This is a genomic window from Dyella terrae (assembly GCF_004322705.1).
Taxonomy (GTDB): domain Bacteria; phylum Pseudomonadota; class Gammaproteobacteria; order Xanthomonadales; family Rhodanobacteraceae; genus Dyella_D; species Dyella_D terrae.
In genome coordinates this window covers 31967-52356 of sequence record NZ_SIZZ01000001.1, presented here as the reverse complement: position 1 = coordinate 52356, position 20390 = coordinate 31967, and the positions used below count along the sequence as shown (strand labels likewise).

The 20390-nt window shown below is 62.7% G+C and carries 26 protein-coding genes; 2 read left to right on the top strand and 24 right to left on the bottom strand.

Features of this window, described 5'->3' with window-relative positions; genetic code table 11:
* The first annotated feature begins 52 nt into the window (after nt 1-52).
* Nucleotides 53-313, top strand: a complete 261-nt coding sequence (locus EYV96_RS00325; RefSeq protein ID WP_131149549.1) for a DUF1653 domain-containing protein — start codon at nt 53-55, stop codon at nt 311-313.
* Nucleotides 310-837: a ribosome biogenesis factor YjgA gene (gene yjgA / locus EYV96_RS00320; protein WP_131149548.1), complete on the top strand. Its 528-nt coding sequence runs from the start codon at nt 310-312 to the stop codon at nt 835-837. The genes EYV96_RS00325 and yjgA overlap by 4 nt, the downstream gene beginning before the upstream one ends.
* A 10-nt stretch (nt 838-847) precedes the next feature.
* Here yjgA and EYV96_RS18675 read toward each other — a convergent pair whose 3' ends face one another.
* The 24 genes from EYV96_RS18675 to EYV96_RS00205 all read right to left on the bottom strand — a co-directional run bounded on the left by EYV96_RS18675 (nt 848) and on the right by EYV96_RS00205 (nt 20377).
* Complete coding sequence (locus EYV96_RS18675) at nt 848-1120, bottom strand: acyl carrier protein (protein WP_165488540.1); 273 nt, start codon at nt 1118-1120, stop codon at nt 848-850.
* Nucleotides 1117-2070 carry an IpaD/SipD/SspD family type III secretion system needle tip protein gene (locus tag EYV96_RS00310; protein WP_131149546.1) on the bottom strand — a complete coding sequence of 318 codons (954 nt, stop codon included), beginning with the start codon at nt 2068-2070 and terminating at the stop codon, nt 1117-1119. Before EYV96_RS00310 ends, EYV96_RS18675 begins: the two co-directional genes overlap by 4 nt.
* A gap of 54 nt (nt 2071-2124) precedes the next feature.
* Nucleotides 2125-3057, bottom strand: a complete 933-nt coding sequence (locus EYV96_RS00305; RefSeq protein ID WP_131149545.1) for a hypothetical protein — start codon at nt 3055-3057, stop codon at nt 2125-2127.
* 43 nt (nt 3058-3100) lie between these two features.
* A complete protein-coding gene (gene sctE, locus EYV96_RS00300) occupies nt 3101-4729 on the bottom strand; it encodes a type III secretion system translocon subunit SseC family protein (protein ID WP_165488539.1) in 1629 nt (542 codons plus the stop codon).
* A gap of 98 nt (nt 4730-4827) precedes the next feature.
* The gene (locus tag EYV96_RS00295; RefSeq protein WP_131149543.1) at nt 4828-5331 is read right to left on the bottom strand and encodes a SycD/LcrH family type III secretion system chaperone; all 504 of its coding nucleotides are present in this window, start codon (nt 5329-5331) and stop codon (nt 4828-4830) included.
* A gap of 123 nt (nt 5332-5454) precedes the next feature.
* Entirely contained in the window at nt 5455-6483 is a 1029-nt protein-coding gene (locus tag EYV96_RS00290; RefSeq protein WP_131149542.1) for an EscU/YscU/HrcU family type III secretion system export apparatus switch protein, read from the bottom strand.
* A complete protein-coding gene (sctT, locus tag EYV96_RS00285; RefSeq protein ID WP_131149541.1) occupies nt 6480-7256 on the bottom strand; it encodes a type III secretion system export apparatus subunit SctT in 777 nt (258 codons plus the stop codon). Before sctT ends, EYV96_RS00290 begins: the two co-directional genes overlap by 4 nt.
* Entirely contained in the window at nt 7256-7516 is a 261-nt protein-coding gene (gene sctS / locus EYV96_RS00280; RefSeq protein WP_131149540.1) for a type III secretion system export apparatus subunit SctS, read from the bottom strand. The genes sctT and sctS overlap by 1 nt, the downstream gene beginning before the upstream one ends.
* A gap of 1 nt (nt 7517) precedes the next feature.
* Nucleotides 7518-8174 carry an EscR/YscR/HrcR family type III secretion system export apparatus protein gene (locus EYV96_RS00275; RefSeq protein WP_131149539.1) on the bottom strand — a complete coding sequence of 219 codons (657 nt, stop codon included), beginning with the start codon at nt 8172-8174 and terminating at the stop codon, nt 7518-7520.
* A gap of 4 nt (nt 8175-8178) precedes the next feature.
* Nucleotides 8179-9087, bottom strand: a complete 909-nt coding sequence (locus tag EYV96_RS00270; RefSeq protein ID WP_165488538.1) for a FliM/FliN family flagellar motor switch protein — start codon at nt 9085-9087, stop codon at nt 8179-8181.
* Complete coding sequence (locus EYV96_RS18670; protein WP_165488537.1) at nt 9084-9818, bottom strand: hypothetical protein; 735 nt, start codon at nt 9816-9818, stop codon at nt 9084-9086. Before EYV96_RS18670 ends, EYV96_RS00270 begins: the two co-directional genes overlap by 4 nt.
* 62 nt (nt 9819-9880) lie before the next feature.
* A complete protein-coding gene (locus EYV96_RS00265) occupies nt 9881-10264 on the bottom strand; it encodes a hypothetical protein (RefSeq protein ID WP_131406534.1) in 384 nt (127 codons plus the stop codon).
* Between the two features lie 61 nt (nt 10265-10325).
* Nucleotides 10326-11621 (bottom strand): FliI/YscN family ATPase, encoded by a 1296-nt coding sequence (locus EYV96_RS00260; RefSeq protein ID WP_131149536.1) that lies wholly within the window; start codon nt 11619-11621, stop codon nt 10326-10328.
* Nucleotides 11618-12013 (bottom strand): type III secretion system chaperone family protein, encoded by a 396-nt coding sequence (locus EYV96_RS00255; RefSeq protein WP_131149535.1) that lies wholly within the window; start codon nt 12011-12013, stop codon nt 11618-11620. The genes EYV96_RS00260 and EYV96_RS00255 overlap by 4 nt, the downstream gene beginning before the upstream one ends.
* The gene (locus EYV96_RS00250) at nt 12010-14043 is read right to left on the bottom strand and encodes an EscV/YscV/HrcV family type III secretion system export apparatus protein (protein ID WP_131149534.1); all 2034 of its coding nucleotides are present in this window, start codon (nt 14041-14043) and stop codon (nt 12010-12012) included. Before EYV96_RS00250 ends, EYV96_RS00255 begins: the two co-directional genes overlap by 4 nt.
* Nucleotides 14040-15179, bottom strand: a complete 1140-nt coding sequence (gene sctW, locus EYV96_RS00245; RefSeq protein WP_131149533.1) for a type III secretion system gatekeeper subunit SctW — start codon at nt 15177-15179, stop codon at nt 14040-14042. The genes EYV96_RS00250 and sctW overlap by 4 nt, the downstream gene beginning before the upstream one ends.
* Nucleotides 15176-16780 carry a type III secretion system outer membrane ring subunit SctC gene (sctC, locus tag EYV96_RS00240; RefSeq protein WP_131149532.1) on the bottom strand — a complete coding sequence of 535 codons (1605 nt, stop codon included), beginning with the start codon at nt 16778-16780 and terminating at the stop codon, nt 15176-15178. The genes sctW and sctC overlap by 4 nt, the downstream gene beginning before the upstream one ends.
* Nucleotides 16777-17610 carry a helix-turn-helix domain-containing protein gene (locus EYV96_RS00235; protein WP_131149531.1) on the bottom strand — a complete coding sequence of 278 codons (834 nt, stop codon included), beginning with the start codon at nt 17608-17610 and terminating at the stop codon, nt 16777-16779. The genes sctC and EYV96_RS00235 overlap by 4 nt, the downstream gene beginning before the upstream one ends.
* On the bottom strand, nt 17607-17861 hold the full coding sequence (locus EYV96_RS00230; protein ID WP_131149530.1) for a hypothetical protein: 255 nt from the start codon (nt 17859-17861) through the stop codon (nt 17607-17609). Before EYV96_RS00230 ends, EYV96_RS00235 begins: the two co-directional genes overlap by 4 nt.
* Nucleotides 17858-18538: a hypothetical protein gene (locus tag EYV96_RS00225; RefSeq protein WP_131149529.1), complete on the bottom strand. Its 681-nt coding sequence runs from the start codon at nt 18536-18538 to the stop codon at nt 17858-17860. Before EYV96_RS00225 ends, EYV96_RS00230 begins: the two co-directional genes overlap by 4 nt.
* Nucleotides 18519-19043, bottom strand: coding sequence for a hypothetical protein (locus EYV96_RS00220; RefSeq protein ID WP_165488536.1), 525 nt, complete (start codon nt 19041-19043; stop codon nt 18519-18521). The genes EYV96_RS00225 and EYV96_RS00220 overlap by 20 nt, the downstream gene beginning before the upstream one ends.
* Before the next feature lie 22 nt (nt 19044-19065).
* Nucleotides 19066-19806, bottom strand: coding sequence for a type III secretion system inner membrane ring lipoprotein SctJ (sctJ, locus tag EYV96_RS00215; RefSeq protein ID WP_131149527.1), 741 nt, complete (start codon nt 19804-19806; stop codon nt 19066-19068).
* Complete coding sequence (locus tag EYV96_RS00210) at nt 19803-20084, bottom strand: hypothetical protein (RefSeq protein ID WP_131149526.1); 282 nt, start codon at nt 20082-20084, stop codon at nt 19803-19805. The genes sctJ and EYV96_RS00210 overlap by 4 nt, the downstream gene beginning before the upstream one ends.
* A gap of 29 nt (nt 20085-20113) precedes the next feature.
* Nucleotides 20114-20377, bottom strand: a complete 264-nt coding sequence (locus EYV96_RS00205; RefSeq protein ID WP_131149525.1) for an EscF/YscF/HrpA family type III secretion system needle major subunit — start codon at nt 20375-20377, stop codon at nt 20114-20116.
* Nucleotides 20378-20390 lie beyond the last annotated feature (13 nt).

Genomic DNA, 20390 nt, shown 5'->3' with positions numbered 1-20390 from the left:
ATATGGGGTTGTCGCGGCCCAATGCAAAGCTTCTCGCCGCGGAGATCGCGCCATGGTGCCGGAGAACGGCCTCTATCGTCACTACAAGGGCCAGCCCTATCGGGTGCTGGGCACCGCTCGTCACAGCGAATCCATGGAGCTTCTGGTCGTGTACCAGGCGCTGTATGGCGAATTCGGACTGTGGGTGCGCCCGGCAGCGATGTTTTGCGAAACCGTTGAAGTCAATGGCGAGGCCGTGCCGCGCTTTGCCCTCGAACAGGCCGAACCCGGCATTGTGGCGGCCGTGCCGTCACTGGATGGAATCCGCTCGTGAAACGTACTTACACCGACAATCCCGACCACGATTACGGCCCGACGCGCACGCAGCAGCGTCGTGATGCGCTGGCCGTGCTCGAATTGGCCGTCCAGCTGATCGAACTCCCCCCCAGCCGCCTCGCAAAACTGGAGCTGCCAGAGGACGTGGTGCGCGAAATCGCCAATACGCGCAAGATCACCTCGCATATCGCGCGCAAGCGCCAGCTGGGATTCCTTGCCAAGGTCATGCGCCGCCATGAGAGCGACGTGTTCGACAATGTGCGTGCCGCACTGGGCGAAAATCGCGAACGCCAGCGCCAGGAAACCGCCGCCATGCATCGCCTCGAAGCGATGCGCGACCGCCTGATCGGCGAGGACGAAACCGCGCTGCAGGAACTGATCGCCAGGCACCCGGATATCGATCGCCAGCACCTGCGCTCGCTTATCCGCCAGGCACGCAGCGAGCGCGAGGCGAACAAGCCGCCCCGCGCGTATCGCGAGATATTCCAGTTGCTCAAGGACCTGGCTGCATCAGACGCCTGAAGGTCGGCGCCTATTCGTCGAGCAGGCGTCTCACCACCAGGTCTTCAAGGTCACCCAGGGTGACCGACCTGGCGGCGCCATCGACGTCAATCGTCACCGGCAGATGACCCTCGATCTCCTGCAGCGCATACAGAAATTCGAGCGAGTCAACATTCAGGTCCTCCTGCAAGCGTGCCGCCGGCGACAGTTCGTCGGACTCACGACCGGCCACCCGGGCGACGATCGCCCGCACGCAGCGCCGGATGTCATCCGGATGCCGCCCGGCCCATGCAAGGTCACTCAAGAGGGCGTCCGGTCGATCTTCTGTTGCGCCGCCTTCAGCAATTGCTCGATCGACTCCTGCAGCAGGCGAAGCGCGGCATCGTAAAGCTGATAATCGCGCGAAAACCGATCCAGCAGGACGCGATTGATGTTCTGGAGAATGTCCTGCCGCGACTCCATGCCACTCTTCCAGCCCTGGTATTTGGCTGAGTTCCATTTGACGTAGTCGAGACGCTTCCCGTCCTTGTCCTTTTCCAGCTCACCCTCCTTGGGCAAGGAGTCAAGGACATTTTGCAGCGGCCCAAGCTTGATCCTGACAACCCACTTTCCATCCTTGTCTTTGACGGCTTCAAGACCATCGATGCCAAGACGATTCAGGAATTTCTTGGCGGCTTCTTCGGAAGGAAAAGAGGCCAGGGCTTTGTCCTTGAACTTCCTGATCAGGTCCTCGATCGCCTTGCGCGCCTTTTCCGGTTTGAAGCGCACGAAGTTGGCATCGTCGGGATCGCCCGACACAGCCTCCGACAGCATGGCCAGGATCGCCTGCAACTCGGCATAGAACTTTCCATATTCGCTGCTGGCATCCTTGATCGGATCAAGCATGTTTTTTCGCGTGTCGCCCACACGGTCAAGCAGCTCATCGATCAGCGACTTCCGATCAGGCTCCGATCCGGACCCGGGATCATCCTGCCCGGATTCTGGCGCACGCCCCAGCGGCGCCATCCTGTCCCTGAGATCGCCCAGCCTGCGGTGCAGTTGCGCACCCAGTGGGTCGAACTCCCGTCGCCGGGCCTCCTCCGCTTCGCCTTCATGCGCGACGCCCCGGACCCACGGACCAAACCAGATGTCCATCTGGCGGGAAAGGGCTCCGAGATCGGGAATATCGGTGACGGGAAACGTCCCGGCATCCGGCTCGCTTTCTTGCGACCTTGCCTGAGCCTGATGCAACGGGCGCGCCACGAAACCGTCCATCGATTGAATGCCACTCTTCACTATCGCATTACCTCCGTGTCGTTCGCGCCCGATCTACGCCGGTCGCGTGAACTGTCGGGTCGATTCCAATTGCAGGTCCATGATGGATTTCAGCAGCATGTAGAGATCCTTGAGGAGATCCAGCGAGCTTCGAACCTTTTCCGTGTCCTGCCCACCGGCCTGCTCGGCCAGCCGCTGCGCCATATCAAACCGCTGCGCCTCGCTCTCTTCCTCCGACGCGCCCACAGCAATGGTCGAACCCAAGGCAGCACCCAATGGGGTTGCGCTCATCGTGGCCATGCCATGCGTCGTGAGTTTCTGCGCGCTTGCCCGCACGGCTTCGGCCTGAGCCTCATCCAGCGCGCCGCATTGGCGCAGCTTGCCGTGCCCTTTGATCTGCATGGCGGCGCCACCAAAGCTGATCCCGGTCGTTACCGCACCCTGAGCAAACGCCTCGAAGACGCGAACGATCGCCGCGTTGATCCGCGCCTTGCGCTGGGCTTCGTTGGCGTCGACCTGCAGATCGCGCATGGTGTCGGCCAACTCACGATAACGGGCCGCATCGCGAAGTTTGATTTCGCGCCACATGCTGAGAAGCATGAAAAGAAGATCGTTCTCCTTTGGCGGTGCATCCGGGTGCTCGCCAGGCGAGCCGAACCGTTCGCCCTGTAAACCCGACGCATCCTCCAACGAAGGATCCAGCGACCGCAGTGCTCCCTGGCATGCCTGGTGGATCCTGCCGAGCCACGCATCCGCAGCATCCTTGTCACCGTGCTCGCTTACCGCACCCAGTTCCCTGACCAGCGCCGACAGCGGCATGCCATCGTGGGGCTTGCGAAGCTCGGGCCAGTCGCCGTTCATGGCGCGCGGCACGCCCTCCACCCTGATCCACGCCGCGGCGATCATGGCTGGCGTCAGCTCGGGCGAGCGGTTTCCTTGCGTGAGCGGTTGACCCTGGTTGGGTTTGCCGGCGACCGCCGGGCCCATGTGCGCACTATCGATTCGTAACATGGTTTGGCACCTTGCTTAGTCAGGCCGTTCGCATTTCTGACATATCCCGGGAGGCGCGCAGCACCCGCTTGCCCAGATCGTGCAGGTCACGCTGGACGTCTTCCAGTTGGCTCTGCTGTTTCTCGAACCAATCCATTGCGCGCGAAAGCAGTTGGCGAACAAGCTCGTTCTCCATCATGTTCTGGGTGATAGCCGCTTCAAGCTTGGCGATGTCCAGACGCTTCACAGCGACATCGACACCTAAGCCGAACTGAACCGCCTGGCCTGCTGACAACGCAACGGACGCTGCCGTCCCTGCATAGCCGGCGGCTTTGGCCGCTGTCGCCGAAGATATGCCTGTCATGCGAGAAAGGCCCTGCCCCATCCATTTCAGACTGTCCTTACCCATCTGCGTGCCCAGCTTCCAGGACGCCTTGGTCAGATCGTTGGCAAGGCGGCCAAACATCTTTCCCGCCATGTCCATGATCTTGGGAAGCAGCCGACTGGCCGCTGCCTTGCCCACCAGCACCGCCGCCAGCACAAGGACAACCACCATGATGGCGGCCAGGGTCGCACCAATAGCCTGGCCGATCCTTTCCGCGTCCGGCACGCCGAACTCTTTCAGCAGGTCACCCACCGCTTTACCGATGACCTCCACCAGCGGTTTGAGCACGTGCTCCATCAAGGGCTTCATGATCTCGCCGAGCAGGCTCTTGCCGCTGACTTCGTCAGCAACTGCCACCGCAAGCATGGACGCCGCAAGGATCACGCTGGCGAACCCCGTAAACGGCGCCGCGATCAACGACACTGCCGTTACCAGCCAGGCAACCACCTTGCCAATGCAACCCATCACGCGCTCTCGGTCGCGGGCTTCCTGCATCTTCTTCGACATCTCTTCCGATCGCTTGCTGCAGTCGGCGATCAGCGCCTCGAGTCGCTGCTGCTCGCGCTTCATATCCGCCCGCGATGCGTTCGACATGACTTTGGCGATGATGTCGCTGAACATGGCTTGCAGCTCTTTCAGGCGCGCCATGATGTCCTCTTCAAGCGCCTCCGGCGGACGTTGCAACGGGCCACTTTCATGCCGCACGGCGTCGGAAAGCGCATCGACGTCCTTTGCCGCATGCTCGGCCTTGTCTACCCCGTCCTGCAGCCGCTTGAGAGCAACATCCAGCGATTGCGTGGCCTGTCCGGCGTCGCGGCGCGCGGCCGCTAGGGCACCTTCCAGTTCGGCACGCTTCGGATCATCGGGCGACAGACCCTGTAGCAGATCTTTCAGGCGTCCCACTTCACGGGACAAGCGATTCGCTTCGTCAGCCGCTGCCTGCACCGCCTTGCCACGACGGGTGAGCTCATCCAGGGCGTCTCGATACGCATCCGACGCTCCGCGAAACTTCGACGACAGTTGATCAAGCACGCCCTGACGAGTCTTTTGCCGATCCAGCCATATCAAAAGGTCACCACGCAACTTGGCGCCCCGGGCACCGTCCACCACACCGCTGAACTCGCCCATCAGTTCGCGCAGCCTGGCCAGCGCATCCTCGTGGGCGCCTTCCGTGCTGGACGCCGTGCCTGCGGCCGGCTTTCGCAGCACCGGATATCCGGCATGGCCATCGACTTCGCTCCGACCGCTCGCCTGCACACCCATCGCGTGCGCAAGCTGCTGCATCTGATCATCACTTGCCTTGCCAAATGATCGTGCCACGTCGACATGCCTTGCATGGATGCTCGACGGGTGACGATGCACCGAATGCACCCTGATGTCATTCATGACTGCCCCTCTCCCTGTTCCTTCCCTGAAAGCATGGATTTGATGGCATCAAGGTACGTCGTCGACTGGGCCTTCAGTTCATCGTTCGATGACTGTCGCACCACCATCTCGAATGCCTCGCTCGCTGCGTGAATCTTCTTCAGTGCAACGTGGCATTGCCCGATGTGAAAGAGTGCCCGGTAATCGTCCGGGCCAAGACTGAAGGCCAGGGAGTAGAGATCGATGGCCTTGCGGTAGTTTTTCTTCAGGTGATAGACGGCAGCGAGACCCAGCGCGTACTCGCTGTTGTAGAAGTCATACAGGCAGAGAAATCGAAAGAATCGTTCCGCCTCGTCCAGTTGCCCATCGCGGTAAAAGCGATACGCATACGCGTACACGCCTTCCATGGCTTCGTCGGAGATTCCGCAGGCATCCTTGAGCGTTCCACCCGCCATGACCGCCTCGGCCAGGGACTCGACGAGATGCTCATCGTTCAATTGCGTTTCGGCATTCGGTTGCATGAGCCATCACATATCGCCGTACGCGGCGTTTCCAGTGAATCCATTGTGATAAACCGCTTTCCAACTCGCTTTCGAAATACAGCCAAGCCACGAAACGCACGCGCGTGCGCAGCGCAACAGCGGCTACGGAATCCTCTCGGCACCCGCACGTTCAACGTCTTCCAGCCAGCGCAGCAGACGCAGCACCGGCTCCAGCTCTTCCAGTGGCACGAACTGGTAGCGACGCGAACTTGCGTAAAGGCGCCGGGCAAGGCGCACATCCCGGATGACGGGCACTCCGACTTCTTCGGCATAGGCAATCACCGCGCGCGCCTTGTCGCCCCGCTCACGAACCGACACGAAAGGAATCTCCGCAAGTTCACGGTTGAGCCAGATACCCACGGCGATGTGTGTCGGATTGGCGAGGACAGCGGAGGATCCGCGCACGTCCGATTTGATCTGGGCGCTCAACTCCGCCGCCATTTCGCGGCGACGCTGCTTGATTTCAGGCTTTCCGTCGTTCTCCTCGTGCTCCTTGCGAATTTCATGCTTATCCATTCGCATGCTTCGTATGAACATCACATAGTCAATAACGCCTGCCAGGATAGCCACCGGCAGCACGACCATTAACGTGACGAGCGCTGCGCCTGCGCTCACTCCCAGCCAGCCTTCGCCCAGCGATGCCGTATGGCGCAGGCTCAGGACATTGCGCAGCGTGTCGCGCATGAGCCAGCTGGCCACCGCAATGAACAGCACCAGGTAGAGCACCGAGCGCAGCAGATCCTTGAGCACCTGCATCGAAACAAGCCGCTTCGCGCCCTGCACGGGATTGAGTTTCGACAGGTCGAGCGTTGTCCGCTCGGTAGCCAGTATCCCCCGGCTCTCAATCAACGAAAGCCAGGTCGTCGCTACAGTGCACGCCAGCCATGGCGGCCCGATGGCACGGGCGCCGGCCATCGCGCACATCACCAGGAATTCATCGATTGCCACGTTGAACTGCCGGTCCACCAGCCAGGCGTAGATGCGTCCGATCGGCTCGATATCCGTGAAAAGCGTGATCGACAAGGCGCCGACAAACATCGACGTCCATGCGGCCAAGTCCCGGCTGTGGTGAACACGCCCCTTGCGCGCCTCCTTGAGCAGCCTGCGCGGCGTCGGCTTTTCCGTCTTCAAGGCGGGCGTATATCCAGAAGATCAAAGGCCGAATGCTCGCGCCACAGGCTTATCGACATTTCCTCAAGAGAGGTCATGACGTAAACCAGCAGCACCGCGAAAGCCACCACCGTCTTGGCGGCAAGCGCGACCGAGAACGCATTCATCTGCTGCGCAAACCGCGAAAGCATGCCCAGCAGCACCTCGACCAGGAAAAGCATGGCAATGACAGGCGCTGCCAACTTGACGGCCGCGGCGAGAACCGTGCCGGCATAGGTCGTCAACCCCGGCATGGACGCACGAAATGCGCCATCCATCCCCATCACCAAGAAGCTGGCACGAAGCGCCTCCAGCACGGTGGCAATGCCACCTCCCGCCAGGAAGACGGCGACTGAGAACCACTGCAACAAACTCGCCGATTCCGTGGCCTCCGCGCCCGAGGTAGGGTCCAGCGTGCTGCCAATGTTGGCACCACGCTGGTTATTAACAACGGCACCGAAGCCGTGGAACACCTGGAAAGGCAACCCCAGAGCAAGCCCGAGCGCGGTTCCCACCAGGCCCTCGCGCAAACCCGCCCACACCATCCCCGTGAGATCCAGTGGCGCCGACAGCGGCTCGAGTGCCGGCCACAAACCCATGACGCACCAGAGGGCAACGGTCGACCTGACCACCTTGGATGCCATCGCGCCCGTGCCGAAGCAAGGCAGCCACGCGAAACACGCCAACACCCGAATCATGGCAAGCGCCGCCAGCTGCCAGTGGTGACCGGCCAGGTCCAACGTCCCTGCAAGCATCAGGCGGAATGAAACGCCAGAGTCATCAGGTACTCCGTGTACTGACGCAACTGAATCGCGTACCAATGCGACGTCAAGGTCAGCGTGATCGACACCGATATCAGCTTGATGCCGAATGGCAGCGTCTGCTCCTGAATCTGCGTCACCGTCTGGACCAGGCCAACGAGAATTCCGATCACCGTCGCCACCGCCACCGGCACGGCGGAGAGAATCAACACGAGATACATCGTGCGCTGACCGACCTCGGTGAGCTGATCCACGTCAGTGCCCTCCACCGGACAGATACGGCTCGATGAGACCCTTGGATATCAGCGTCCAACCATCCAGGGCCACGAACAGCACAAGCTTGATGGGCGCGGAAATGGTGACCGGACTCATCATCATCATGCCGAGGGACAGCAGGATGCCCGACACAACAAGATCGACCACGACGAAGGGGAGATACAGGTAAAAGCCGATAAGAAAGGCCGCCTTGAGCTCCGAGAGCGCATACGCGGGAAGCAACTCGAAGAGACCGGGCTCCTCCCACGAACCAGGCTCGGATGCATCCGGCTCACTCGCTCGCAACTGAGCGAAGTACCTCACCAGATCCGCATCGGCATGCCTGGCCAGGTAGGCGCGGTAGCTGCCACTCCCCTCATTCAGCAAGGCGATCACGTCCTGCGGATGGTCCAGGGGTTCGCTGTGGTTCGCGAACGCATCGGCGACATCGGCGATGACAGGCTGCATGACGTAGGCGGCCAGCATGAGCGCCAGCGCATTGATGACGACATTGGACGGCACCTGCTGCAGCCCCAGTCCGTTGCGCAGAAGCGTGAAAACGACGGTGAACTTGAGAAAACACGTGCCCGTCGCTACCAGGAACGGAAGCAACGACATGCCCGCGAGCACAAGCACCTTGGCAAGGGAATCGTCCATGCACTCAGCGCAGTCGGCTTCGGTGGATCTGCACGGCAAGTCGATCTCCGACCTGCACCAGCTCGCCATGGGCCATGCACCGTCCGTTGACCACCAGCTCGACGTCACAATGCACGTCCTGTGGCAACACGATGGATGCGCCCTCGCCCCACCCCGCCAACTCCTCCAGCGTATAGGCTTTGCGACACAGGACGACCGATACGTCCACGGGCAGGTCTTTCAGCTCAACCATCTCATTCAGCGGGATGTCCGGTAGCGCTACCGTCCCGACGGTCTGGGCAGACGTTTCAATGGTCACGATATGTTCCTGCAGTGAGTAACGGAATACGGGGGTGCCTTCGACATAGGCCGTGTACGTCAGGGATTGGCACAACAACACGTCACCCACGCGCATGCGCTCGAGGAGTCGCGCCGACACGCGGAGCCGTGCCAGCTCCCACGTGACCTCCAGTGGCAGGGAGCGTCCGATGCGCAAGGGAAGGCTCGCCGGCTGGAGCCAATCGAGGCGATCGATCCACACATCCCCGGCCACGCTGTTGATGCGCAGGACGTCCATGGCGTCTGACGCCGGCGCCCGTTCGACATAGTCAAGGCGCGGCTGCGCTGCGCCCCCAAGCGCAAGGCAGAGGCGATGGGTGTCGGCGCCAAGCAAATCGCGAGCATCCTCAACCGACAGGGCATCCCATGCGATATCCGCCAGTGAGGGCCACAGGAACGCCGCCCAGTCCGCAAGTCGTATCCATGCCGTTGCGCGACCGGACGACGAGTGAAGCCGACATCGCACGTACCAAACGGCGGGATCCAGTTCGTCCCAGCAAGCGCAGACACCGGCTGCCCTGGCGCGCTCCAACGCGCGCTGACGCTCGAGCATGGCGGTGTCGATCCGCCGCAGGCCAGGCATCGTCCAGGTCATTGCGAGAACGATCCCGATCGACCTTGCTTGCGCCCGCCGCGAGCACCGGCGGATGTCGCGGTCACCGTGACGTGCTCGGGACCATCGAATCGTGCATGGGCAAGGAGGGCTCGCCGCATGCGATCGGTGTGGGGTTGCAGCAACCAGGCTGCGCTGGCAGCCATCCATTGCGCCGACAAGGAGTGATCCGCACCCCAGCTTCGAAAGACCACGCTCAGATCGACGTCGTTGACGGGCTGCACCGGGACCACTTCGGCGGGCGCCGTCCCGCGGACGAGCGCGCCGGGATGAGGCATGGAGGTCGCGCGCGTGGCGAGCGCGGCGCCCGCGTCGCGAAGCTGCGCCACCGCACTGGCGGCGGCCACGCCCGCGAGTGGGTTCATCCCGTGAACGGCAGAGGGAGCATCGCCGGACACCCTCGGATCCGCCACGCTGTCCCGGCGGGGATTGGTATCCATGTCACCCGCAACAGCAAGCTCACCATTGTCGCCAGCGCTTTCATCGCGTGCCGGCGCTTCCGCACCGGCGCCCTCTGTCGAGGTCCCGACCCCGCGCCACAGGGAAGTGTCAGACGACCTTTCGTCCGCTCCCAAGGCCACCACTTCCCTGGCCTGGCCGGGCACCCAATGCCATGCAGATCCATGGGGATCGTGCTCGCTGCGCTTGCGCTTCTTCGCCTCGCTACCCTCTTGCCCACGCGCCCGATCCACCTGTTCGAGCATCCGCTCCATCAGGGATCGCGATGCGCTCCCGGACGCCACCGGCGTGGACCAGGAAGTCCCCCATGACGCATCTAGTACCCGGGGGTTTGACATGTGTACTCCTCCTCCGAAAGCATTTCGTCGATGGCTTCGTCGCGTCGCCTTTTCCGCCGATGGATCCGCGCCACCACCTGCATCAGCTTGTCGCGGCGGCGAATCGCCAGCCGGGACATGTCTCGCTGTTCCCTAGCCGCGGCTTCACATCGCTCGATGTCACTTTCCAGCGACTCAACCTCGAGCTGAATTTCGTTGAGATGGGCCCGTCCCATCGCCTGAAGCCGGAGGCGACCAAACAAATCCTCACGCGTCAGTCCCTCGCCGAGCAGCGGATGACCTTCACCCTCCAGGAGCCGCGCCGACTCCCGGCAGGCGACCACTTGTTCGTGGTGCAAGGCTGCATCCATGTCGGCCGCCATGGCTTTGCCACGGGCTCGCTCATGCCTGCCCGATTGCAGATGACACAGCCGTCCGAGAAGGTCAGCGGACTGCGGCATACAAATCCATCAGGGCCTCCTGCAATGAGGCTCCCTCCGTGGAACGCTGCTGCAAGAACGCTTCCATGGCCGACTCCCGTTCGACCGCCGCGTCCTGGATCGCGTTCTGCCCTGCGACGTATTCACCGACATCACGAAGCACCTGCATCTCGGCCAGTACCGCCAGAAGATGCCGAAAGCGCCTTGCGGCCATCTGGTGCTGAGGATCCGTCACCGCGGAGAACAGTCGACTTTGACTGCGAAGTACATCGATGGCGGGATAGTGACCCTTGCCCGCCAGCGAACTCGACAGATAGATGTGACCATCCAGGAGCGACTTCACTTCCTCACCAATAGGATCGGCCAGTGCTTCGTCTTCGAGCAGCACGGTGTAAAAGGCCGTGATGCTTCCTCCGGCAACGGCACCGGGACGTTCCAGCAAACCCGGCAATGCATCGAATACCGATGCAGGGAATCCGCGCCGGGCGGGAGGTTCGCCCGATGCCAATGCCATGTCGCGCAAGGCACGCGCGTAGCGCGTCATCGAATCAACGAGCAACAGTACTTTGTTGCCCCGGTCACGAAAGTACTCGGCCACGGTCGTCGCCAGCAGCGCGGCCTGGCATCGAAGCGCGGAGGCGCAGTCGGACGTTGCGTGCACTATCACCACCCTGCCCGCCTGCGGTGACTGGCGAAGGCGCTCCACCGCATCGGAAAGTTCACGACCGCGCTCGCCAATGAGCGCCAGCACGATGACGTCACACTCGACGTAGTCGAGCATCATTTCCAGTAGCGAAGTCTTGCCGCAGCCCGCCGGCGCGAAGATACCCATGCGTTGTCCTTCACCACAGGCCAACAAGCCGTCAATGGCACGAATGCCAGTATGAAACAGGCGACCTATGGGAGTTCGGCATCGGTAGTCCGCAGGAGGCGACTTAAGCGTCCGGACCTGGGATAAGCCGAACCCGTCAACCGCGTCGGTGAGGCGCGCGGTCTCCTTCCCCATCGCGTCGTAGACCCCACCGAGCATCGAGGGATGCAGGCTGCACTCCATGAATCGCCCGGTGGGCATGACGATGGTGCGCGAGGACAGTCCCTGAGACTCTCCCAGCACGGCGACCGAGGCGCTTTCGCCATCGATGGATGTCACGATGCCACGCAAGGCTGCCGACTCACCCGGCGTTTCCAAGAGCTCGCAGATTTCTCCCAGACGGAGACCATCGAGCAACACACGCAAGGTGCCGGACCGCAAGACGTGAGGCCGCGCTCCGACACGAGCCAGCAGCGAGGGAAGCTTCACTCAGGCAGGTCCTTCATTTGCCTCACGCGGCCGTGAAAGGTCCCGATGGCATCCGCGAAAGCCTCGGCGCTTTGGGTAGCCTCCGTGGCAACGACGCCGCCCACCCATACAGAATCCACTTCCGAACGAAGCGTCAAAGCACCGCACAGCATGAAAGGTGCCGGCTCCGCCAACTGAGCCGGCAGACGCTCGGCGCGCATACCGAGCGCGTCCATGCCCTCGCTGCAAAGGAGGTTCCAGAACCACGTCATCTCGCCGTCGGGAACAACCACCAGATCGCCGATATCGACAAAATTGATGGATATGGGCGAATGGGCATCGAACGAGAATTGGGCGGCGTCGCAGCCAAGCAGCCCAAGCGCATCGGATAGCAGGGTTTTCAAATCGTTCATAACGTCCTCAATACATCGATGGAAACGGTGTCGGAGACTTCGCCAAACGAGATCACGCCGACATGGGGCAAGCGGCCCTCGATGAACCGCTTGAAGAAGCGACGAATGTCGACCGCCGTCAGGATCACCGCATCGGGACAGTGCAAGGTGACTTCGCCAATGCAGAGCTCGGCACGATCGAGGAGATCATTGGCGGCCGCGGGGTCGAGATTGAGGAATGAGCCGCCCTGGGCCTGACGAATGCCCGACCGAATCTGATCTTCGACGCTGCCCGACAGAACAATGGCCTTGATGCGGCCATCGATGCCGACGCGATCGGAGATATACCGGGCAAGCGCGCACCGGACATGTTCAGCGAGCATGATCACGTCCTTCTCGCGTTGCGCCCATTGCGCCAGCGCCTCGAGAATCACTTTCATGTTGCGCACCGACACGTCTTCACGGAGCAAGCGCTGAAGCACGTCGGCCAGGCGCTGCACCGGAAGATGGCGATAGGTCTCTTTGACGAGTTCCGGATACCGCCCTTCCAGGCGATCCATCATCTGCTTGGCTTCCTGTATGCCAAACAGCTCGCTGATGTTCCGACGAATCGCAATGCCCACAAGCTCGACCAGCACGTCAATATCGGCTCGACCGCGAAGACCCATATCGTCCCATCGCGCGACATCGTCCTGCGCCAGCCAGTAGCTGCGTCCGCCCCGACCATCGGGAAGCTCCATGGCATCACCCGGCAGCAGGGCATGGGGCACGTCACCACGCATCTGCGTGCGACCTGCCACGATGTGACCGCGCGCTGCCGCCACCTCGTTCACCCGGACCTCAACCGATGTCCCGTCACCGTCGGACTCGCGCGCAACGAGCGGCGGCAGCGGAATGCCGAGTTGAAAGAAGCATGCCTCCTGACACCGCTGCAGCCAGCCCTGCTCCTCCCACGCGCGCATCAGCTCTCCCGGGAGGTTGACCTGCAGCGGAAGGGTTTCCGACACGAGTCGCCCCTGATCGAACGATGCTTTCCCGGATGCCGACACCGCACCCGCGGCTTCGCCATCGCCGTGGCGCCGCAGCCTGCGCCGGCGCATGACAACAATGCCGGCCAGCCCACACGCGAGCGCAACGAACACGGCCAAGGGGAACCCCGGCAACATCCCAAGCAGCAGGACGAGCACAGCGGAAACCAAGAGCACCAGGTCACTCGCGAACAGCTCGGCGATGATGCCCGCACCGAGATTTCGCTGATCGCCACCAACGCGTGTCACGATGAAACCGGCACTGATACAGATGAGAAGCGCGGGGATCTGCGCCACCAGGCCGTCGCCGATGGTCAGGAGGGTGAAGGTATGCAGCGCGTCACCGAAGGTCATGCCGTGCTGCAAGGTGCCTACGGCGATGCCACCGAAGAAGTTGACGAGAAGAATGACCACCCCGGCAATGGCGTCTCCCTTGACGAACTTCATGGCACCGTCGAACGAGCCGAACAGCTGACTCTCCCGTTCCACTTCCTTGCGGCGCCGCTGGGCTTCTTCGCTGTTGATGGACTCCGCGCGCAGATCGGCATCGATGGCCATCTGCTTGCCAGGCATGCCGTCGAGCGAAAATCGGGCCGTCACCTCACCCACGCGCTCCGCACCCTTCGTAATGACGATGAACTGCACGATCGTCACGATGGAAAACACCACGAAGCCCACGACCAGGTTGTCCGCAATGACGAACTCTCCGAAGGCCTGGATGACATGGCCCGCATCGGCATCGACCAGGATCAGCCGGCTCGTGCTGACAGACAAGGCCAGTCGCATCAACGTGGTGAAAAGGAGCACCGACGGAAAAGTCGAAAAGTTGAGCAATCGTTCGACGTAGAACGAGCTCAGGAAGATAACGATGGCAATGGCCATGTTGAGCGCGATAAGCCCGTCCACAAGCCAGGTCGGCAACGGCATGACGAGCATCGCAATGACGGCTGCCATGAGCACGACCAGCGTGAGCTCCGGACGGTGGAACCAGGGAGCGACGGTTGCACTTGCCTCTGCGCTCATCGCACCCTCAACACCGACAGGGGGCGCGCGGCTATCTCGGCGGATACCGCCTGCTCGGCCAGTTCGTCCAGGGCCGCGAACGTCGCGGCGTATTCATCCTGCCCATGCCACATGGCGGGCGACAGCTGACTCAGGGCGCGGCGCATCGACTGCACGAGAATGCATCGCTCCTCGATCGTCGGTGGCGGAACGGCCTTCGCGCACGTCGCATGGAGGAGCGTCCGTAGTTTTTCCGCATCGCGGACGACGGAGAACATGGCCAGCAACCACGTCGGTTTGTCCACGCGAAGTCGCGCCATGATGTCCTGGCGCCAGCCGCTTGAGAGCAGGCGAAGATCTGCCGAGCGAAGCGATCCGAGGCGCACGATGTAGCGAAGTGCGTTCCCAAACTCGAGGCGGGAACAGCTCGGATCAAGGGCATAGATGTCGGCGACCAGGGCGCGCTCGATGAAATCAAGTACGGAATGCCTGGCCTCGAAACCGTACTGCTCCATCCAAAGCTCATACTGCGAGATGGGCACAAGATCCATGCCGAGGAAATCGCGGTAGCTTTCCCGAAGGGCCTTTGCATCCAGGCCGGTTCGATGAGCGACAAGCTTCGCCTTGGCACTCGCATTGGCACCGGCCCGGGCGTCCCGAAGGGATTGGGCGCCCTCACCTTCCAGTGCGGCCCGCAGCGTCGCCAGCACCTCCTCCAGGCATTCGCGTTCCTCACGCGAGAGGTCACGGAACCGCCGCCATTGCCCCAGCACCAACAGGGCATCCCCGGCATCGGGAAACCGGGTCCTGAGCAGAGCCAGTACCTGCTGTGCGGAACCGCCACCGCGAAGGCAGGCGTGCAGCTCCTCAAATCGCTGCAGGCTGTCGTCCTCGAGCAGGGCATCGGTCCATTCGGACGGCGCGTCACTTTCGACTTCACCACTCGCCCTGTCCCTTCGCCGCTGACGAAGCACCGTCAACAGCGCCGTGGCGTCATCACCGAGGTCCAGCGCAACGGAGAGTGCGTCCTGATCCGCGCGCAGCGGCTCGTCTACCGGGGCGGGTACGTCGACGCGGTCCGACTCCCGGGCTTTGCCCCGGGTGCGTGCCAGCCGCGATCCATCGACAAGCGGGATGACCGTGGAGGGAATTTTCACGGTGACGCACCTCGCTCGCCGCTGGCATCCAGACGCGTCGCCGCCTCACGAAGCGATCGCCCAACGCCCGGTCCGTAAGTCGACTCCAGCGTCGCCGCGCCCTCGCCGTCACCGTCCGCCAGCACGCGCGGCTGGATGAGAAAGACACGCACGGACGCATGACGGTCACTCCGCCTGGACCTGAAAAGCCAGCCAAGAAGCGGCACGCGTGACAGGCCTGGCATCGCACTTCGACTCGCCTCGGACGAGGTGCGCGCGTAGCCACCGATCAAAAGGCTCAGATCGCGCGGCACTCGCGCGACCGTATCGATTTGCGTGCGCGCCACCATGGGCAGGCTGTCCACGCCCTGCGGCCGGCTGTTGTCGATAGCGCCGTCTTCAACGGCCACGTTAAGTTCGACGTCGCGCTGATTGGAAACGCGGGACACCACGCTCACCATCGTGCCGAACGTTACGCTGTCCAGCTGTGCGTTTCTTTCGCCCACCAGGCGCGTGTAGAACGTCGTGCTGCTGTCGAACAACGCCGGCGTGTTTTCCTGAGTAAGCACCACCGGTTGCGAGACGATGGAAGCGTGACCCTTCTTGGCAAGCGCGGCGATCGAGGCAAGGAACTGCTGCCCATCCAGCGTCGAGGTAAGCGCCCCGGGGTTGAGCTGTACGCCCAGACGGTTGCCGAACCTGGACTGGCCCGACCACTCGATACCCAGCGCATCCAGATCGCTTCGCCGCAAATCCACGATCCACAGCGACAGCTCGACTTGCCGACGGGGTTGATCGAGCTGCCTGACGAGTTCACGTACCCGTTGTATCTGCCCGGTCGTCCCCCGGACGATCAGATTGTTTCCAGGCTCATGGGAAACGATCAGGGGCCCCGCCGCTTTCGCGGGGACGACCGTCGACGCGTCGTCCTCCACCGGTGCCTCAACCGCGTCGCCCGTGGCGTGCATCAGCGATTGCACCACCTGCGCCATGCCTGGCACCTGGGTACTCGCGCCACGCTGGGTGAACGTCCGGGTCGCGGCGAACGAATGCCTGAGCGCAATGACTTCCAGGTGATCGGACGTCAGGCTGGCTTCCGGATGCACGCGATCGAGCTGCGAGGCCATCTCCGATATCAGGTGGACATAGATCGGCGGCGCCGCCACATGAAATACGCCGTCGGAAGCACCGCGAAGGGGATACCGGGGATCGAACAGGCCGGCCTGGTCGAGGAAGGCTTCAATCGTGTCGATCGACGTATGCGCGAGCCGACCCACGTGGTGCTGGAGTTCGCTTGCATCGTAGACGTGCAGCGTTTTCCCGTCGCTGTACCAGATCAAGCCCGCCTCGGCGGCGAGTCGATCCAACAAGCCACGCGCGTCGTCGAGCTTAAAGTGTCCGGCGATGCGTTTCCGGCGCGCCTTATCACTCATGGATACACCTTGCCGAAGCTTGCTTCCGATCGACTGCAGCAATTGACTGGCACTGCCGTCCCGGACGACCACGCCTTCACCGGTCGCCAGCCCGGACGCGGCGGCGGCGGCGGCGCCGTCTTGTGCCTGGATGGCGCCCGTGAAACATCCGAACCACAGGATGGCCATGCAGAAGTGGGGCTTCCTCACTTTGCTTCCTTCCAGTTCACGCAGGATCGATACAGTTCGGTCGGTGATTTGCCAAACAAACTGCGGACTTCCGAAGAAAAGTGCGCTGCGGACGAATAGCCATGGTCGGCCGCCACGGTCGTGAACGGCTCATTGCCCAGGCCATATTCGAGCAACGAGCGAGCGGCCCTGAGCAATCTCAGCTGCCCTTTCAGCGACTGACCCAGTACCTGTCGACACTTGCGGCGAAAGTGCGTCGGCGACAATCCATAACGTTCGCTCAGGCGAGAAGCCTTGATCGACGGCTCCTGCGCCAGCAGGAACCGGACCAAGCGATAGGCCTCCGTCCTCCGAAGGACGCCATACACTTGCGACCGGGTGGCGCAGACACGCGTGAAACCGCTGACCATCCACCGGGTGGCTTCGCCACGGTCCTCCAGCGCCAGGTGCGTAGCTTCCGTGATGGAGCACGTCTGGGCCGCGTTTCCATGAAGTGATATCCCACGCGCGTCGTCGTGAAACGCGAGCAGCTTGGTCAACGCCAACATATCCACGTCACGCAGCTCGAAGGGGCGACTGGAAAGGACCGCCATCGGCACGTGCGAGTAAACCAGCAGCCGGCGTGTCGTCCAGACGAGTTGCCGGTGGGCGTCGACTTGCGACGAGTGAAGTCGCACGACGCCTCGCGCGGATTTCGTGGCCGACATGAGCACCCACTGACCGCGCCCAACACTCAACGTAAACAGCTCGTCCTGGTTCGCGCCCACGGGATGCCAGGGGCGCAAGGGCCGTGAGTCGCCAGCTTCGTCCTTGATGGAACGCAGGGAACCGATCGTGCAGTCCGGGCTCATGCATCGTTCTCCGACTTGTAGAATCCGCTACCCGAAAACACCTCCCGTATGAGCTGGGCGACCAGCATCCAACCGAAGTTGGCCTGGCCACCATCGACATGCCCAGGTGGCGAGTCGGGCGGCGGGCTGGCCGTCGTTGAAGGCTTCGCGCTATCGCTGCGTTCGGACAGGCGCTCATGCAGCGGCACCGGTGCACCCGCGGGCACGTTCCAGCCATCTCCGTGGCGGATCCCATCCATCGTTACGGTCATGTTTTCACCCATCGCTGGCGCTTCTCCCATTGCTTCCAGGCAGCATTCGTCGTGCTGCGTGCCCACTGCGCGGCAAGCTCGCGAATCGACTCACGGAGGGACTCCTCGACAAGGTTCTCTTCGACGTCCTTGCAGGCAGCCGCCTTCAGCGTGAACTCGATGACGAACGTCCCGGCGTCGAGCACGCAGGGCCCCTCATCGCGACACTGAAGGCGAAGCCGTTCGAGCCCCGGTGCAGTGCACAGCTGGGCAGCCCAGGCTTGCTGGGGCGGCGGAACGCGCAGTACCGGCCAGACCGCCGAGTTCTCACAGGCCTGCCGGCAAAGGCGTTCGATCAACCAGGCTTCCGCGCCGGACTCTTCAAGCGCCTCGCACACGGCCGCCTTGGCTCGCGTCACGGCCGAATGAATCCAGGCGTCTTCACAGGCGCGCATTCGCGCCAATGCATCCGAGGCACCCAGCACGGCCATCGCGCATCCGTCGCCATACCCCTGCAATGCAGCCTCCTCCTTAATGCGCAGTGCATCGGCACGGGCATCCTGGACCGTTCGCGATGCTCGCTTTCGCGCCTCGGACTCCAGACGCTCGAGACATCGGGCCGCAGTCACGGAATCGGCGCGGATCAGCACGGCCTCTTCGGCCAGCCGGAGCGCTCGCTCAGGCAGTTTTTGCAGCATGGCGCGAAGCGCTCCACAGGCCGGCGGCATCGCACGTTGTCCAGGGCAAACCCCGGCCCGGATCGGCAAATCGCAACGCCAGTCGATCGCCCAGCCATGCGGGGAGTTTCCCGGCGAGGGCATGCATGCGCTGCCGCCCCAATGCACCCACAGCCTCCACGACAGGGCCACCACCGATCGTGTGCGTGGCGCCTGCTGCCGGCAGGCAGCCCAGCAGGAAAGCGCGTGCATCGCGATCCAGCGTGACCCAGTGCCTATGCGCGAGAAGATGTGGTCGCGCCACGAAGCAGCCCAGAAGAAACGCCATGCGATCGAGACGCTCCCACGCGGCGGTCATCATGTCGACCAGTGGTCGCTGATCAGGACCGACGGGCGCTGGCATGGCCAAGTGGTGTTTGCGAATCAGATATCGATTGACTCCCATGCGCTGCCCCGAGGTCATCGCGAGTGTCGACCATGGATGACAGTAGGTCGCGGGATTCCAAAGCCATGGGTGTCTAGCCATCGTGCTTACCTGAGCACTCATCTCATGCCTTCCTTCGCCACCGCCGCGCGGCCGAGCGCACGCGGCGCCGCGAGGCCAGAACGACGCCGATGGCCACGAGCGCAGCTCCGCCACCCCATCCCAACCAACTCGCACGCGAAGGCGTTGCATGCCGGCCCGAACTCGCAGCGACGCGGGCGGCCGGTGTGGGCGTCACGATCACTGAGATGTTTTCGTACGCCACCTGACCGAAACTGTTGCGAAGGAAGCGCTTGATGGAGGCGATCAGTACATCCTCGTTGACGCCCGGCTGGGTGACCGCGAGTACTGATAAATGGGTCGGAGCGGCCGTCGTGCGATTCGGCGGCGCGTCGGTGACGTCATAGTTGACGTGCACCCGTGCCGACACAACGCCATCGATCAACGACACGCTTTCCTCAAGCCGCTGCTCGATGGCCGAGTACAACCTGGCGCGCTCGGCCTGCGGCGTACTCACCAGGGCGTCGGCGGCAAACGAACGGTCGACATGGCGGCGCGGCGGAGCAGGCACCTGCCGCAGACGAACAATCTCCACGGCGGCCGGAAGATCAGCGCGTTCGACCTGCACGGCGTATCCCTGCTTGCCAGCGCGAATCTTCTCCGCCGGGATGTGGCTTTCCAGAAGTACCGCCAGCACCTCGTTGGCCTGCCGTTCGTCGAGGTCTTCCAGCAGGGATACGCCATGACAGCCGGCCAGCAAAGGCATGACGCAGAAACAGGCCCACCGATACGCGAAACGATTCATGACTTGAGCAGCGATTCGACGGACTTCACGACATGACTCGCTACGGCAGTCTGGAAGTTGAGCTCCAGCCCGTGCCGCGCCAGTGCGGTCTGCGCCCGTATCAAGGATTGCGGATGGTCCGCGGCGTCGACAGCGTGGAAGAACGCCGACGCGGACTGCCCTGTCGCCGTGATCGCCCCGGCCAGCGCATGCATCATCCGCTCATCCAACGACTGGCTTGCAGGCTCAACCGGAAAAGCCCCCGTCACCGCGGGCGACGTATGGATAACTGCGTTCATAGTGTTCCTCCCATGGTTCCTGCCTGACGTCAGGCGAGTCGATTGATGGCCTGGCGCTGGTTGTTGACGTAGGACTCCACGGTTTTCGACTGCGTGGAATGGAACAAGGTGTAAGCGGAAAGCGCGACCTGATACGCGCTTAGCGTCTTGGGATCGGTCGCATCGATCTTTTGCTGCGCCTCGATGAGTCGCTGGTAGAGATCGGTCAACTTGCCGTCGAATGACGCACTGGTTCGCTCAAGAAACGATTGGGCGGGGGCAAGTGGTGATGGGGCATTGATCGGCGAAGTCATGGTCTTTCCTTGC

Coding starts and splice junctions, on each gene's coding strand:
- EYV96_RS00235 (WP_131149531.1), bottom strand. CDS start 17,610: ATGAGCCCGGACTGCACGATCGGTTCCCTGCGTTCCATCAAGGACGAA.
- EYV96_RS00230 (WP_131149530.1), bottom strand. CDS start 17,861: ATGACCGTAACGATGGATGGGATCCGCCACGGAGATGGCTGGAACGTG.
- EYV96_RS00295 (WP_131149543.1), bottom strand. CDS start 5,331: ATGCAACCGAATGCCGAAACGCAATTGAACGATGAGCATCTCGTCGAG.
- EYV96_RS00305 (WP_131149545.1), bottom strand. CDS start 3,057: ATGGGCCCGGCGGTCGCCGGCAAACCCAACCAGGGTCAACCGCTCACG.
- EYV96_RS00205 (WP_131149525.1), bottom strand. CDS start 20,377: ATGACTTCGCCGATCAATGCCCCATCACCACTTGCCCCCGCCCAATCG.
- EYV96_RS00210 (WP_131149526.1), bottom strand. CDS start 20,084: ATGAACGCAGTTATCCATACGTCGCCCGCGGTGACGGGGGCTTTTCCG.
- EYV96_RS00225 (WP_131149529.1), bottom strand. CDS start 18,538: ATGCTGCAAAAACTGCCTGAGCGAGCGCTCCGGCTGGCCGAAGAGGCC.
- EYV96_RS00250 (WP_131149534.1), bottom strand. CDS start 14,043: ATGAGCGCAGAGGCAAGTGCAACCGTCGCTCCCTGGTTCCACCGTCCG.
- EYV96_RS00310 (WP_131149546.1), bottom strand. CDS start 2,070: ATGGACGGTTTCGTGGCGCGCCCGTTGCATCAGGCTCAGGCAAGGTCG.
- EYV96_RS00275 (WP_131149539.1), bottom strand. CDS start 8,174: ATGGACGATTCCCTTGCCAAGGTGCTTGTGCTCGCGGGCATGTCGTTG.
- EYV96_RS00325 (WP_131149549.1), top strand. CDS start 53: ATGGTGCCGGAGAACGGCCTCTATCGTCACTACAAGGGCCAGCCCTAT.
- sctE (WP_165488539.1), bottom strand. CDS start 4,729: ATGCAGCAGCTTGCGCACGCGATGGGTGTGCAGGCGAGCGGTCGGAGC.
- sctJ (WP_131149527.1), bottom strand. CDS start 19,806: ATGAATCGTTTCGCGTATCGGTGGGCCTGTTTCTGCGTCATGCCTTTG.
- EYV96_RS00265 (WP_131406534.1), bottom strand. CDS start 10,264: ATGGCGGCCGACATGGATGCAGCCTTGCACCACGAACAAGTGGTCGCC.
- EYV96_RS18670 (WP_165488537.1), bottom strand. CDS start 9,818: ATGGAGCGGATGCTCGAACAGGTGGATCGGGCGCGTGGGCAAGAGGGT.
- sctT (WP_131149541.1), bottom strand. CDS start 7,256: ATGCTTGCAGGGACGTTGGACCTGGCCGGTCACCACTGGCAGCTGGCG.
- EYV96_RS00255 (WP_131149535.1), bottom strand. CDS start 12,013: ATGAACGATTTGAAAACCCTGCTATCCGATGCGCTTGGGCTGCTTGGC.
- EYV96_RS00220 (WP_165488536.1), bottom strand. CDS start 19,043: ATGGCTAGACACCCATGGCTTTGGAATCCCGCGACCTACTGTCATCCA.
- EYV96_RS00270 (WP_165488538.1), bottom strand. CDS start 9,087: ATGACCTGGACGATGCCTGGCCTGCGGCGGATCGACACCGCCATGCTC.